The sequence below is a fragment of the Sphingomonas mangrovi genome (genome assembly GCF_047975845.1).
Lineage (GTDB): Bacteria > Pseudomonadota > Alphaproteobacteria > Sphingomonadales > Sphingomonadaceae > Sphingomonas.
This window is the reverse complement of the sequence record NZ_JBIUCZ010000009.1, coordinates 1-13905: the sequence shown is the minus strand read 5'-3', so window position 1 is coordinate 13905 and position 13905 is coordinate 1. Positions and strand designations below refer to the sequence as shown.

At 68.6% G+C, this 13905-nt stretch carries 14 protein-coding genes; 8 read left to right on the top strand and 6 right to left on the bottom strand.

From position 1 onward, the window contains the following. Positions 1-54 precede the first annotated feature (54 nt). The 5 genes from ACBY01_RS06370 to lepB form a co-directional block, all read right to left on the bottom strand. Complete coding sequence (locus ACBY01_RS06370; protein WP_416459951.1) at positions 55-312, bottom strand: hypothetical protein; 258 nt, start codon at positions 310-312, stop codon at positions 55-57. 506 nt (positions 313-818) lie between these two features. Then, positions 819-1067 carry a hypothetical protein gene (locus ACBY01_RS06365; RefSeq protein ID WP_416459950.1) on the bottom strand — a complete coding sequence of 83 codons (249 nt, stop codon included), beginning with the start codon at positions 1065-1067 and terminating at the stop codon, positions 819-821. Between the two features lie 258 nt (positions 1068-1325). Further along, positions 1326-2228, bottom strand: a complete 903-nt coding sequence (era, locus tag ACBY01_RS06360) for a GTPase Era (RefSeq protein WP_416459949.1) — start codon at positions 2226-2228, stop codon at positions 1326-1328. 206 nt (positions 2229-2434) lie between these two features. Next, positions 2435-3148, bottom strand: coding sequence for a ribonuclease III (gene rnc, locus ACBY01_RS06355; protein ID WP_416460047.1), 714 nt, complete (start codon positions 3146-3148; stop codon positions 2435-2437). Continuing rightward, a complete protein-coding gene (lepB, locus tag ACBY01_RS06350) occupies positions 3103-3909 on the bottom strand; it encodes a signal peptidase I (RefSeq protein WP_416459948.1) in 807 nt (268 codons plus the stop codon). Before lepB ends, rnc begins: the two co-directional genes overlap by 46 nt. A gap of 124 nt (positions 3910-4033) precedes the next feature. Between lepB and pgi the strand changes: the two genes are divergently transcribed. Both pgi and gor read left to right on the top strand, forming a co-directional pair. Beyond that, positions 4034-5533 (top strand): glucose-6-phosphate isomerase, encoded by a 1500-nt coding sequence (pgi, locus tag ACBY01_RS06345; protein ID WP_416459947.1) that lies wholly within the window; start codon positions 4034-4036, stop codon positions 5531-5533. A gap of 106 nt (positions 5534-5639) precedes the next feature. Continuing rightward, positions 5640-6989, top strand: coding sequence for a glutathione-disulfide reductase (gene gor / locus ACBY01_RS06340; RefSeq protein ID WP_416459946.1), 1350 nt, complete (start codon positions 5640-5642; stop codon positions 6987-6989). A gap of 139 nt (positions 6990-7128) precedes the next feature. Here the strand turns inward: gor and ACBY01_RS06335 are convergent, their stop codons facing one another. Further along, complete coding sequence (locus ACBY01_RS06335; RefSeq protein WP_416459945.1) at positions 7129-8415, bottom strand: dicarboxylate/amino acid:cation symporter; 1287 nt, start codon at positions 8413-8415, stop codon at positions 7129-7131. 71 nt (positions 8416-8486) lie between these two features. On the opposite strand from ACBY01_RS06335, the gene glmM reads away from it, so the two are divergent. From glmM to ACBY01_RS06305, 6 genes are all read left to right on the top strand, one after another. Next, a complete protein-coding gene (gene glmM, locus ACBY01_RS06330) occupies positions 8487-9827 on the top strand; it encodes a phosphoglucosamine mutase (RefSeq protein WP_416459944.1) in 1341 nt (446 codons plus the stop codon). Further along, the gene (locus tag ACBY01_RS06325) at positions 9827-10051 is read left to right on the top strand and encodes a DUF1272 domain-containing protein (RefSeq protein ID WP_416459943.1); all 225 of its coding nucleotides are present in this window, start codon (positions 9827-9829) and stop codon (positions 10049-10051) included. The genes glmM and ACBY01_RS06325 overlap by 1 nt, the downstream gene beginning before the upstream one ends. Continuing rightward, positions 10048-11238, top strand: coding sequence for a bifunctional hydroxymethylpyrimidine kinase/phosphomethylpyrimidine kinase (gene thiD / locus ACBY01_RS06320; RefSeq protein ID WP_416459942.1), 1191 nt, complete (start codon positions 10048-10050; stop codon positions 11236-11238). Before ACBY01_RS06325 ends, thiD begins: the two co-directional genes overlap by 4 nt. Next, positions 11231-11839 carry a ribonuclease HII gene (locus ACBY01_RS06315; protein ID WP_416459941.1) on the top strand — a complete coding sequence of 203 codons (609 nt, stop codon included), beginning with the start codon at positions 11231-11233 and terminating at the stop codon, positions 11837-11839. The genes thiD and ACBY01_RS06315 overlap by 8 nt, the downstream gene beginning before the upstream one ends. A gap of 183 nt (positions 11840-12022) precedes the next feature. Next, positions 12023-13153 (top strand): site-specific DNA-methyltransferase, encoded by a 1131-nt coding sequence (locus ACBY01_RS06310; RefSeq protein WP_416459940.1) that lies wholly within the window; start codon positions 12023-12025, stop codon positions 13151-13153. Between the two features lie 268 nt (positions 13154-13421). Continuing rightward, a complete protein-coding gene (locus ACBY01_RS06305; RefSeq protein ID WP_416459939.1) occupies positions 13422-13628 on the top strand; it encodes a hypothetical protein in 207 nt (68 codons plus the stop codon). The last annotated feature ends 277 nt before the right edge of the window (positions 13629-13905 follow it).

The window sequence follows — 13905 nt, the reverse complement described above, 5'->3', positions numbered from 1 at the left end:
ACGAAAGCGGGCGCCCCTATCGGAGCGCCCGCCTTACAGTTCCGGATTGGCCGATCAGTTGCTGTCGGGCGTATCGTCGTCGTCACCATCGACCGCAATCACGATGCCGCCGATCACGATCGCAGCAGCCAGCACGGCCGGCAGGATGCCGACGCCGGCAAGATTGCTGCCCTTCGATGCAGTGTCGGCGCGGACGCTCTTGGCGACCGACAGCTTGCTTGCCGCAGCCGCCGGAGCGGCCTGTGCAACGACCGGCATTGCGCTGAGGCCCAGAGCCGCAACGGTGGCGAGAAACATCTTCGTCGAGCGCATATTGCCCTCCTCATTGTTGAGCCGACCACGGCTCCCCGAATCGCTAGTGCGGGACACTCACGGCCACGGGCATTACGCCACATCTTGCCGGCGGGTTCCATGGCGGAGATTCAAGAGCCGCCTCATGTTGCCGCACTGCAACACCACCTCGGCCCGGTAGGACGACCGATGCAATCCTAGTGTCCGTATGTCTTGATTCCCCGGCGCCGAAGGCGCTGCCGGCGGCGGCGTTGCAACGCGACCAGGCTCCAGATCGAGCCGATTACTGCGGTCGCGGCGATGAGCCCGAGGGCGATGAGAATGCGCGTTTCCATGTCACCGTTCAACGTAGACGAACCGATCCCGCTCGCGCGTTCATGGATGCCCCCATGCGACGACCGGCTTGGCTGCTATGCGGAAATCTGTGACGTTTTTCAAATGGCTACGAACAAAAAAGGAGGGCCTTTCGGCCCTCCTTCTCCGTTTCGGACGAAAGACCTACCTCGTAGGCCCACCGCCGACAGCGATTAGTTGCTGTCGGGGAAGTCGTCGTCGTCGCTCTCGTTGACGATCGCGATGATGCCGATCGCCGCGATGCCTGCAACGAGGACGAGCGGCAGCGTGCCGACGCCGGCGAGGTCGCTGGACTTGTCGCTCGAGGTCGAAGCGCGGGCGCTCTTGGCGACCGACAGGCTTGCAGCCGGATTCGCCGACGCGGCGACCGGAGCCGCGACCAGCGTGGTCGCAGCAATGGCAGTGAGGAACTTACCGATCATAGATTAATCTCCCTTCGAAGAGGCGGCCGCCCTATATCATGGCGAGCAAAGTTTGAAGTGTTTGCGGCAGCAAGCGCTAATTTCGCTGCCAGCCGCGCACACAGCTATTCTGTTGCAGCGATGCGGCAAGGGCGCCCAACTTGTAAAACTCGCCGGAGCGGATCGAGTTGCGCCCCGGGACGAGAATCTTCGTCGCGGCGACGGAGCCTCCAGCAAAGCGACGATGCCCGACCGCGAAGGCTGCGGACACCCGCCCCGCTACTCGACCCAGTCGAGACCGATGTCGCGGTAGAGCGTGCGGTCTTCCTCCCAGTCCGGCTTGACCTTCACATGGAGGTAGAGGTGGACGCGCACGCCCATCAGCGTCTGGAGTTCGGCGCGCGCCCTGGCGCCGATTTCCTTGATCCGCGTACCGCCCTTGCCGAGTACGATCGCACGCTGGCTTTCGCGCCCGACCAGGATCTGCTGGTGGATCTCGACCGATCCGTCCTCGCGCTCCTTGTAGAGCTCAGTGTCGACCGCGCTCGCATAGGGCAACTCGGCGTGGAGCTGGTGGTAGAGCTGCTCGCGGGTCACCTCGGCAGCGAGCATCCGGTCGGTGGCGTCCGACACCTGATCCTCGGGGAAGTGCCACGGCCCCTCGGGCATGCGCGCCGCGAGCGCCGTCTTGAGCTCGGCCACGCCGTCGCCGGTCTGCGCGCTCACGAAGAAGGTCTCGTCGAAACCGAGCTGCTCGTTCAGGCGCGCGGCGTGGGTGAGCAGCCGCGGCTTGTCGGCGATGTCGACCTTGTTGAGGATCAGGAGCTTGGGCTCGCGGCGATGCGCGAGCCGCTCGGCGATGTCGGTGACCTTGGATCCCAGCCCACCCTTGCCGTCGACCACGAAGGCGATCGCATCGGCCCCCTCGGCGCCTTCCCACGCGGCGGCGACCATCGCCCGGTCGAGGCGACGGCGCGGGTCGAAGATGCCGGGCGTGTCGACCAGCAGCAGCTGCGAATCGCCCTCGATCGCGATCCCCATCAGCCGGGTGCGCGTGGTCTGCGCCTTGGCGCTGGTGATCGCGACCTTCTGGCCGACCATCGCGTTGACCAGCGTCGACTTGCCCGCATTCGGGGCGCCGACAACGGCGACGAGACCACAGCGTTGGTTGGATGGGATCATGTGCAAGCCTGACGAAAGAGAAGGAAATTGGGGGTGCGGCATGTGCCGGTCAAACGGCTGCCTAGAGCAGGTGCATGTTCAGTAGAACCGTTCGTGCGGAGTGGCGGCTGCGCTTGTCGACGACCCGTACCGAAGCATTCTTCGATACGCCAATTCGACTTCGCTCAATGGCACCTCAGGACGGACGGATTACCTACCAACATCGATTACCGCTCCAGCTCGCGCAGCAGCGCCTTGGCGGCGGCGGTTTCCGCCTCCTGCTTGGAGGTGCCCTGCGCGGTCGCCTCGGCGAGCTTGCCGATCGCGACCTTGACGGTGAAGCGGGGGGCATGGCCGGGACCGGAACGGTCGACCACGGTGTATTCGGGCGCGCGCCGGTCGTGCGCGGCGGCCCATTCCTGCAGCGCCGACTTGGGATGCTTGGGCGCACGCAGCTGGGTCTCGATGCGATCGGCCCAGGCGCGGCGAACGAAGCCGCGCGTCGCGTCCAGCCCGCTCTCCAGATAGAAGGCGCCGATCAGCGCCTCCATCACGTCGCCCAGCACGTTGTCGCTCTGCGCAGCGCCGTCGTCGCGCGCCTGCTTGCCCAGCTTGAGATACGACACCACGCCCAGTTCCCGCGCGAGTTCGGCGCACACCGCGCCGGTCACCAGCGCGTTGATGCGGCGCGACAGCTTGCCCTCCGGCTCGTCGGGAAAGCGCTCGAACAGCCATTCCGCCATCAGCAGCCCCAGCACGCGGTCGCCGAGGAACTCGAGCCGCTCGTAGCTTTCGCCGGCGTGGCTGCCGTGGGTCAGCGCCCGCTCGAACCGGGGGAGCGGCAGCGTATCGCGGCCGAAGGTCGCCGCGATCCAGCGGCCGAGCGGAACGGTGCTCAGAAGCCTTCCCCGATGCGCTCGAACCGCGCCGCGCTCACCCAGGTCCAGGGGAGCAGCCACTGGGCGCTGCCGTCGGTCGACCAGAAGGTGACCACCGCCTTGCCCTCCAGATTCTCCATCGGCACGAAGCCGATGCCCTGGTTCGGCATCGCCGGAAAGCGGCTGTCGGCGCTGTCGTCGCGGTTGTCGCCCATCAGGAACACGTGCCCGGCGGGAACGGTGTAGACGCCGGTGTCGTCGGCGGCCGTGGTGCCCTGATCGAGCACGCGGTAGCGCTTGCCGTTGGGCAGCGTCTCTTCGAACTGCTGATAGCGGCAGATCGGCTTGCCTTCCGCATCGTCGTCCTGGAACTGGAACGGACAGCCGAAGTTCGGCGTCACCGGAACCACGAAGTCGCCGATGCGCTGCTTGGCGATCGGCTTGCCGTTCAGGAACAGCTGGCCGCGCTGCATCTGCACCCGGTCGCCGGGCAGGCCGATGACGCGCTTGATCCAATTGTCCTCGGCCGTCGGCGGCGCCTTGAACACCACCACATCGCCGCGATCGGGGGTGCTCGGGAAGATGCGCCCCGGAATCAGCGGCAGGCTCCACGGCAGGCTGTGCCGCGAATAGCCGTAGTTCCACTTGGTGATGAACAGATAGTCGCCGATCAGCAGCCGCGGGAGCATCGACCCCGACGGGATGTTGAACGGCGAGAAGAAGAAGCTGCGGATCACGAACACGAAGATCGCGAGCTTCACGAAGAACAGCACCGTCTCGCGCAGTTCGGAGCGCGGGCGACGGGCGGCGGAGTTGCTGGCCATGCGCCTGCTGTGCGGGCGCCGCTTCCCCGCGTCAAGCCGGGGCGTATCGGCGCCGGTGGGGAGTAGCCGAGCGCCCTGTGCCGCGCTAGGTCGCGGCACGAACACGGCTTGAAGGAGATTACGCATGACGGACACCGCCTGGCAGGCCGTGGAGGCGCTCGCGCCCAAGCCGCTGACCGAGCTGTTCGAGGCCGAGCCGAACCGGCTCGACGCGCTGACGCTCGACGTCGCGGGGATCCACTTCGACTGGTCGAAAACCCATCTCGACACAGCCGCGCTCAAGGCGTTCGCCGAGCTCGCCGAGCAGGCGGGGCTGATCGCACGGCGCGACGCGCTGTTCGCGGGCGACACGGTCAACGTCACCGAGGGACGCGCCGCCGAGCACACCACCCAGCGCGGCGAGGGCAATCCCGACAGCGTCGCCGAGGCACGCGGCTTCCACGCCCGCACCCGCGCGCTGATCGATGCGATCGAGGCGGAGGCGCTGGGGCCGATCCGCCATGTGCTGCACATCGGCATCGGCGGCTCGGCGCTGGGCCCCGACCTGCTGGTCGACGCGCTCGGCCGCGACTCGGACCGCTACGACGTGGCGATCGTCTCCAACGTCGACGGCGTCGCGCTGGAGGAAGCGATCGAGGATTTCGATCCGACCGCCACGCTGCTGGTGATCGCATCGAAGACCTTCACCACCACCGAGACGATGCTCAACGCCGAGAGCGCGATCGGCTGGATGACCGAGAACGGCGTCGAGGACCCCTATGGCCGCGTGATCGCGCTGACGGCCAATCCCGAGCAGGCGATCGCCTGGGGCGTGGACGAAACCCGCGTCCTGCCCTTCTCCGAAAGCGTCGGCGGCCGCTATTCGCTGTGGTCGTCGATCGGCTTCCCCGCTGCCATCGGCCTCGGCTGGGACGTATTCGAGGAGCTGCTGGAAGGCGCGGCCGAGATGGACCGCCATTTCCGCCTCTCGGAACCGCTGCGCAACGCGCCGGTGCTCGCCGCCTTCGCCGACCTCTACTATACGCAGGTGCGCAAGGCGGAGACGCGCGCGACCTTCGCCTATGACGAGCGGCTGCGGCTGCTGCCGGCCTATCTTCAGCAGCTGGAGATGGAGTCGAACGGCAAGCGCGTGACCGCCGACGGCACGCCCGTCACCCGCGCGACTGCACCGATCACCTGGGGCGGCGTCGGCACCGACGCGCAGCACGCGGTGTTCCAGCTGCTCCACCAGGGGACGCATCTGGTGCCGGTCGAGTTCGTGGCGGCGATCGAGCCGGGCGACGTGCTGAACGAGGCGCACCACCGCCAGCTGCTGCTCAACGCGCTGGCGCAGGGCGCGGCGCTGATGGCGGGGCGCGGCAACGACGACGCGGCACGCGCCTATCCCGGCGACCGTCCGTCCTCGACGCTGCTGCTCGATCGGGTCGACGCCCGCACGCTGGGCGCGCTGATCGCCTTCTACGAGCACCGCACCTTCGTGAACGCGGCGCTGCTGGGCATCAATCCGTTCGACCAGTTCGGCGTCGAGCTCGGCAAGGAAATGGCCAAGGCCGCCGACAGGGGCGGGCAGGCGTTCGACCCGTCGACCACCGACCTGCTGCGCCGCGCCGGCCTGGCCGGCTGACCTGCGCCGGACCGGCGCGCGGGGGGCCATGCCACTCGCGCGCCGGTCGGGCGTTGAAGAGCCATGCCCGGGATCGCGGGCACAACCATCCCAGCAGGCGAGCATCATGGCAGACTACGACTACGACCTCTTCGTCATCGGCGCCGGTTCGGGCGGCGTGCGCGCGGCGCGCGTGTCGGCCGCGCACGGCGCGCGGGTCGCGATTGCGGAGGAGTATCGCGTCGGCGGCACCTGCGTGATCCGCGGCTGCGTCCCCAAGAAGCTGCTGATCTACGGCGCGCACTTCGCCGAGGACCTGCGTGACGCCAAGCAGTTCGGCTGGGACGTGCCCGACCCGTGCGAGTTCAGCTGGCCGCGGCTGCGCGACAACGTGCTCGCCGAGGTCGACCGGCTCAACAAGGCGTATAGCGCCACGCTGACCAACCACGGCGTCGAGATCCTCGAGGAACGCGCCACCGTCTCCGGCCCGCACGCGGTGACGCTCGCCTCGGGCCGTACCGTCACCGCCGGCAATATCCTGATCGCGGTCGGCGCCCGCCCTGCCGTCCCCGCCTGCCCGGGCCACGAGCTGGGCATCACCTCCAACGAGGCGTTCCATCTCGACAAGGTGCCCGAGCGCATCCTGATCGCGGGCGCCGGCTATATCGCCAACGAGTTCGCGGGCATCTTCAACGAGTTCGGCAGCAAGGTCACGCTCATCAACCGCACCGACGTGATCCTGCGCGGTTATGACGAGACGATCCGCGACCGGCTGCTCCAGATCTCGATGCTCAAGGGCATCGACTTCCGTTTCCACGCCGAGTTCGAGGGGATCGAGAAGAACGAGGACGGCTGCCTGACCGTCAAGATGTCGAACCACGAGCCGATCACCGTCGACTGCGTGATGTTCGCGACCGGCCGGGTCCCCAACACCGACGGCCTGGGGCTGGAGAGCGCAGGTGTCGAGCTCGACGAGAAGGGCGCGATCCAGGTCGACGAGGACAGCAAGTCGAGCTGCGACAGCATCTATGCGGTGGGCGACGTCACCAACCGCATGCAGCTGACCCCGGTGGCGATCCGCGAGGGCCAGGCGTTCGCCGACACCGTCTTCGGCGACAAGCCGCACCGCGTCGATTACGAGAACGTGCCCTCCGCCGTGTTCAGCCATCCGCCGATGGCGGGCGTCGGCATGACCGAGGGCCAGGCCAAGACCAAGCTGGGTTCGGTCAAGGTCTACCAGTCGGACTTCCGCCCGATGAAGAACGTGCTCGCCGGCCGCAACGAGCGCGCGCTCTACAAGATGATCTGCGACAGCGAGACCGAGCGCGTCGTCGGCCTCCACATGATCGGCCCGGAAGCGCCCGAGATCCTGCAGGCCGCCGCGATCGCGGTGAAGGCGGGGCTCACCAAGGATGCGTTCGACCAGACGGTGGCGCTGCACCCGAGCATGGCCGAGGAACTGGTGCTGATGCGCTGAGGCGGGCAATTGCCTGCCATGCTGTCGTATCCCCGCGAAGGCGGGGATCCAGGGCCAAGCAGAGCAAAGCAGGCGAGCATGGAGAAACCCTGGGCTCCCGCCTTCGCGGGAGCACGGGAAGGATGAACTGGTCCGTGCTCTAGCGAACCTGCGCCCCCGCCTCCCCGGCCAGCAGCGCGTCCGACTCGGTCCGCACGGCACCGCCCGCGACGCGTTCCGATACCACGCTGGTCACCGCCAGGTTCATCGTCACGTTGCCGAGCGTGCGGACCAGGTCGGGGAAGGTCTCCACCGCGACGAGCAGCGCGAGCGGTTCGACCGGCACGCCCATCGCGATGCCGATCGGCGCGATCGAGGAGACGAAGCTGATCTGGCCGGGTAGGCTCGCCGCGCCCATCGTCGTGATCGCGCCGGCGGCAATGCCTGCGGCGATCTGCCCCGCACCCAGCTGCACGCCGAAGACGTGTGCGACATAGACCGCGACCGCGACGTTCATTGCCGGGCCGGTGGCGCGGAACAGCGCCACCGCCATCGGCAGCACCACGCCAGAGGTCGCGACGGGCACGCCCGCCTCCTCCGATCCGCGCAGCATCGCCGGCAGCGAGGCGAGCGACGACTGGGTGCTGATCGCCACCGCCTGCGCCGGCGCGGTCGCACGCAGGAAGCGGGCGAGCCCGACGCGGCCACCGATCCGCGCCAGCGGATAGGCGAGCAGCCACACCACCATGCCTACCGCCATCACGATCAGCACATAATGGACCAGCGCCCCGAACGCGGCGGTGCCGGCCCGCGCGCCGACGACATAGCCGAGCGCGAACACGCCGACCGGCCCCAGCCACAGCACCCAGCCGATCACGATCAACATCGTGTCGGCCAGCCCCTGGAACAGCCGCACCAGCAGCTGGCGCGGCTCGCCGGCCAGCCGGGTGAGCGCGAAGGCGAACACGAGCGTGAACAGGATCAGCGGCAGGAACTCGTCCTTGGCGGCCGCCGCTATCGGGTTGGTGGGAACGATCGCGACCAGGAACTCGGTGAACGGCGGCACCTCGGCGACCGGACCGGCCTGGCCGAAGGTCGCGCGCAGCGCACCGGCCGCGGCGTCCGGCAGCGGAAACCAGTCGAGCAGCCCCAGGGTGACGAACGCGCCTAGCGCCGAGGACGTCCACAGGATCGCGACGAACAGCAGGATCGATCGCGTGGCGATCCGTCCGGCGCGGGCGGCCTCCGCGGTCTGGGCGACTCCGGTGACGAGCAGCGCCACCACCAGCGGCACGATCGTCATGCGCAGCGCGTTGAGCCAGGCGGTGCCGACCGGCTCGGCCCAGGCGATCCCCGCGATCGCGCTGGCGGGCGCCTGCGACGCCAGCATCACCCCCAGCCCCAACCCGGCAACCAGCCCCACCAGAATACGCGCCGCTTGCGACATGCTCGCCCTTCGCCAAAACGCGCGCTATCCACGCCGACCGACAGTGGCACAACCTGAAGGCAGCTGAGCCGATGACAAGAAAATATTTTGGCACCGACGGCATCCGTGGCGAGACCAACCGCGGCGCGATGACCGCCGAGATGGCGATGAAGGTCGGCATGGCGGCCGGCGCGCACTTCCGCCGCGGCGACCATCGCCATCGCGTGGTGATCGGCAAGGACACGCGACTGTCGGGCTATATGCTCGAGAACGCGATGGTCGCGGGGTTCACCTCGGTCGGCATGGACGTGGTGCTGGTCGGGCCGATGCCGACGCCGGCGGTGGCGATGCTGACCCATTCGATGCGCGCCGATCTGGGCGTGATGATCTCCGCCAGCCACAACCCCTATACCGACAACGGCATCAAGCTGTTCGGCCCCGACGGGTTCAAGCTTTCCGACGCCGACGAAAAGGCGATCGAGGCGCTGATCGACGGCGATTTCCCGCTGTCGTCCGCAGCCGAGATCGGCCGCGCCCGCCGCGTCGAGGACGCCCGCGGCCGCTACATCCACTTCGCCAAGTCGACCTTTCCCGAGGAACTCCGGCTCGACGGGCTGAAGGTGGTGATCGATTGCGCCAACGGCGCCGCCTATCAGGTCGCGCCCTCCGCATTGTGGGAGCTCGGCGCCGAGGTGATCGCGATCGGCGTCACTCCCAATGGCAAGAACATCAACGACGGCGTCGGCTCGACCGCTCCGGGGCTGCTCAGCGAGACGGTGGTCGCGTCGGGCGCCGCGATCGGCATCGCGCTCGACGGCGACGCCGACCGGCTGATCGTCGTCGACGAGACCGGCCGCGTGGTCGACGGCGACCAGCTGATGGCGACGATCGCCGCCGGCTGGGCGCGCCAGGGCCGGTTGAAGGGCGGCGGGCTGGTCACGACCGTCATGTCCAACCTCGGCCTCGAACGCCACCTCGCCGCCCAGGGGCTGGGGATGGTGCGCACCAAGGTCGGCGACCGCTACGTGCTCGAGAAGATGCGCGCGTCGGGCTACAACGTCGGCGGCGAGCAGTCGGGGCACATCATCCTGTCCGACTATGCGACCACCGGCGACGGGCTGGTCGCCGCCCTCCAGGTGCTGGCCGAGGTCTGCCGCGCCGGCGCACCCGCCAGCGAAGTGCTGCACCGCTTCGATCCGTTGCCGCAGCTGCTGCGCAACGTCCGCTTCTCGGGCGGCAAGCCGCTGGAGGACCCGCGGGTCACGGACACGATCGCCGCGGCCGAAGCCGAACTCGCCGAAAGCGGCCGGCTGGTGATCCGCCCGTCGGGGACCGAGCCGGTGATCCGGGTGATGGCCGAGGGCGACGACCGCGCCCAGGTCGAGGCGGTGGTCGCCCGCATCTGCGACGCCGTGCAGAAGGCGGCCGCCTGATGCTGGAGATGCGCCCCGACTGCGAACGCTGCGGCACCGACCTGCCGGCCGACGAGGGCGGGGCGTTCCTCTGCTCGCTCGAATGCACCTTCTGCGCGGAATGTGCAGACGCCCTCGACGAGCATTGCCCGAACTGCGGCGGCGAACTGCTCGATCGCCCGGCGCGGGTCGGCAAGGCGCTGACGGCCCACCCGGCCTCCACCGAACGGCGGCACCGCGCATGAGCATCCCCCGCATCCTGATCGTCGCCGGCTCCGATTCGGGCGGCGGCGCCGGCATCCAGGCCGACCTCAAGACCGTCACCATGCTCGGCGGTCACGGGCTGACCGCGATCACCGCGATCACCGCCCAGAACACGCTTGGCGTCGATGGCGTCCACCCGATCCCGACCGACATGGTGCTCGCGCAGATCGATTCGGTGGTGTCGGACATCGGTGTCGACGCGGTGAAGATCGGCATGATCGGATCGGCGCGGACCGCGCTCGCGGTCGCCGAACGGCTCGAACAGCTGCCGGGCGTGCCGGTGGTGCTCGATCCGGTCATGGTCGCGAGCAGCGGCGCGCGGCTTGCCGACGCCGCCACCATCGCGGCGTTCGAGCGGCTGATGGACCGCGCGACGCTGGTGACGCCTAACTTCCCGGAGTTGGAAGCGCTCGCCGAGCGCCCGCTACCCGACGTTGAGCCCCGCGCACAGGCGGCGCGCGCGCTTGCCGCCGCACATGGCTGCGCGGTGCTGGTGAAGGGCGGGCACGACGACGGGCCCACCGTGGTCGACCGGCTCTACCCGGCGGACCGCGGCGGACCGCCGGTGGTCGAATGGGCGGACCCGCGCATCGACACCGCCGCGACCCACGGCACCGGCTGCACACTGTCGACCGCGATCGCCAGCGGCCTGGCGGGCGAGTGGAACCTCGCCGAGGCGGTGGCGCGTGCCCGCCGCTTCGTGCGGATCGCGATGCTGGGCGCCGAGCCGCTGGGCGACGGCCACGGCCCGATGGCGCAACAGGGCGTGCGGCTCGACCTCAACGCCAGCCGCTGGTCGCCGATGCTCAACCAGGTGACGGTGCCCGCCACCGACCTTGCCGCAAGCGAGCGCTTCTATCGCCTGCTCGGGCTGCGCCAGATCGTCCGCTCCAGCCGCCGCTACGCGCGGTTCGAGAGCGACGGCGGCGCGACCTTCTCGATCGAGCTGGAGGGGATCGAGCGCCCGACCGTCTATTTCGAGGTCGGCGACCTCGACATCGCGGTGCGCTACCTGCGCCAGCAGGGCGTCACCTTCACCCAGGAGCCAGTCGAGCAGCCCTGGGGCTGGCGCGAGGCGCGGCTGGTCGATCCCGCCGGCAACCCGGTCTGCCTTTATCAGGCTGGCGAGATGCGGCGCTTTCCGCCATGGCGCATCGCCGATGCCTGACTATTCGCACGAACGCCTGCACCCCGGCCCCGTCGCCGGTGTGGACGAGGCGGGCCGCGGCCCGCTCGCCGGCCCGGTTGTCGCCGCGGCGGTGGTGCTCGATCCCGACTGCATCCCCGATGGCATCGACGATTCCAAGGCGCTCACGGCGCTCCGCCGCGAACGGCTGTGCGCGGAGATCCTCGCCTGCGCCAAGGTCGGCATCGGCATCGCCAGCGTCGAGGAGATCGACGACATCAACATCCTGTGGGCGACGATGCTGGCGATGCACCGCGCGGTCGATGCGCTCGGCTTCGCGCCGGGGATGGTGCTGGTCGACGGCAACCGCTGCCCGGACTGGCCGCACCCGTCGCGCGCGCTGGTCGGCGGCGATGCGCTCTGCCTGTCGATCGCCGCCGCCTCGATCGTCGCCAAGCATCATCGCGACGCGATCATGATTGAGGCCGACGCACACCACCCCGGCTATGGCTGGGCCTCCAACAAAGGCTATTCGGCGCGCGTGCACCTCGACGCGCTGAAGGCGCTGGGGCCGACGCCGCTGCACCGCCGCTCGTTCGCGCCGGTCGCGCAGGCCTGGTTGCCGCTGGAAACCGCCGGCTGAGTCCTTTGCGCCACACCCACCAGTGGTGGGGCCCGGCGCCGGACCCAGACTCAACATCTTCCACTTTGCTGCGGCGGTCGCCGATCCCACGGGAATCCGAGTGGAATCGGGTTAACAAATGCCTGCTTGACCCGAGTCCCGCGATCCGCAGGAATGCGGGCAGCAACAAGGGGACGTGAATCGATGGGGGTGCTGGAGAAGGTGCGGGCGCGGACGCCGAAGACGGCGAGCGAACCGCGCGCGGCATTGCCGCTCGACACCATCCTCCAGGGCGACTGCATCGCGCACATGCGCGCGCTGCCGACCGCGTCGGTCGACATGATCTTTGCCGACCCTCCCTACAACCTCCAGCTCGGCGGCGATCTGGCGCGGCCCGACGGCAGCCATGTCGACGCCGTCACCGACGCATGGGACAAGTTCGATTCGTTCGCGAGCTACGACCGCTTCACCCGCGACTGGCTGGCCGAAGCGCGCCGCATCCTGAAGCCGGACGGCACGATCTGGGTGATCGGCAGCTACCACAACATCTTCCGCGTGGGCGCTGCGATCCAGGACCTGGGCTTCTGGATCCTCAACGACATCGTCTGGCGCAAGGCCAACCCGATGCCGAACTTCCGCGGCACCCGCTTCACCAACGCGCACGAGACGCTGATCTGGGCGTCGATGGGCGAGAAGGCGAAGTACACCTTCAACTACCGCAGCATGAAGACGCTCAACGACGAGTTGCAGATGCGCTCCGACTGGGAGTTCCCGATCTGCGGCGGGCAGGAGCGGCTGAAGAAGGACGGGCACAAGGTCCACCCGACCCAGAAGCCCGAGGCGCTGCTCTACCGCGTACTGCTGGCGGCGACGCATCCGGGCGACGTGGTGCTCGACCCGTTCTTCGGCACCGGCACCACCGGCGCCGTCGCCAAGCGGCTGGGCCGACGCTGGATCGGCATCGACCGCGAGGGCGTCTACATCGACGCCGCCACCCAGCGCATCGCCGAGGCGCTGCCGCTCGACGAATCGTCGCTGCGCACGATGCAGGCACCCAAGGGCGCGCCGCGCGTCGCCTTCGGAACGCTGGTGGAAAACGGCATGATCGCGCCGGGGCTGGTGCTGACCGACGCCAAGCGCCGCTTCCAGGCGGTGGTCCGCGCCGACGGATCGCTGGCGATCGGCGCGGAGTCCGGATCGATCCACAAGCTGGGCGCCAGCGTCCAAGGCGCCCCCTCGTGCAACGGTTGGACCTTCTGGCACCACGAGAGCGAAGGGCGCCTCCAGCCGATCGACACGTTGCGCCAGACCTACTTGCTCGCGACGCAGCCGTAGGGCGGCACGTCTCCCGCCAACCATCCCTGCTCCTGCGGAGGCGGGAGATTAGGGCGGCAATGGCGGGTGCCCGTGGCTTGGAGCCGGAGCATATTGCACACCCGCAAACGGGAGCGGCAGCTACGCGCTCGAGAGCCGAGGTTCACGGCGCCTCGCTTGAACGTTCAGATGAGCCATCTATCCAGGCGGCGATGCATGGCGGACCTTGCCTGTCGCCCTCTGACCACCAGGACTGGACGATCCCGGGCTTCTGGTGGACGTAGAAGATATGAAGACGCTCGCGCTGATATTCGGCATCCTGCTCGTGATCGCCACGTTCATCTGGTTCTTCTATCTGGTCCCCCTAGGGTGTGGAATGAACCCGACCGGTTGCCGTGAGCGGTTCGACGTGTTGAGTTTGGTCGGCCTAGTCAACTTCTGGGCGCCGCTGGCTGTAGCGAGCATCGCGATTCTCTACGGTTCCGCGCGCCGCTAATCTGCGGCCAGGCGCTGGTTCGGCCGTTCGAAGGCGGACCGGCCGCTTCGGAGCCTCCTCCGTCGTCCGCTTGCCAAGCTCCGGCTTGATACGCTCGATCTTCACGTTCGTCCGTCTCAGCGAGCCGTCGAGCTTGTCGAGACAGTAGCGGGAGACTTGAACGTCGCCCCTAGGTGTTTGATCCCACGGTTTGATGGTGCGATCCTTTCGTTGGAATGGAAGGAAGCCGTATGGGACAGCTACGTCACGGGAGCGCCACGACCACGCACGCCGTCCG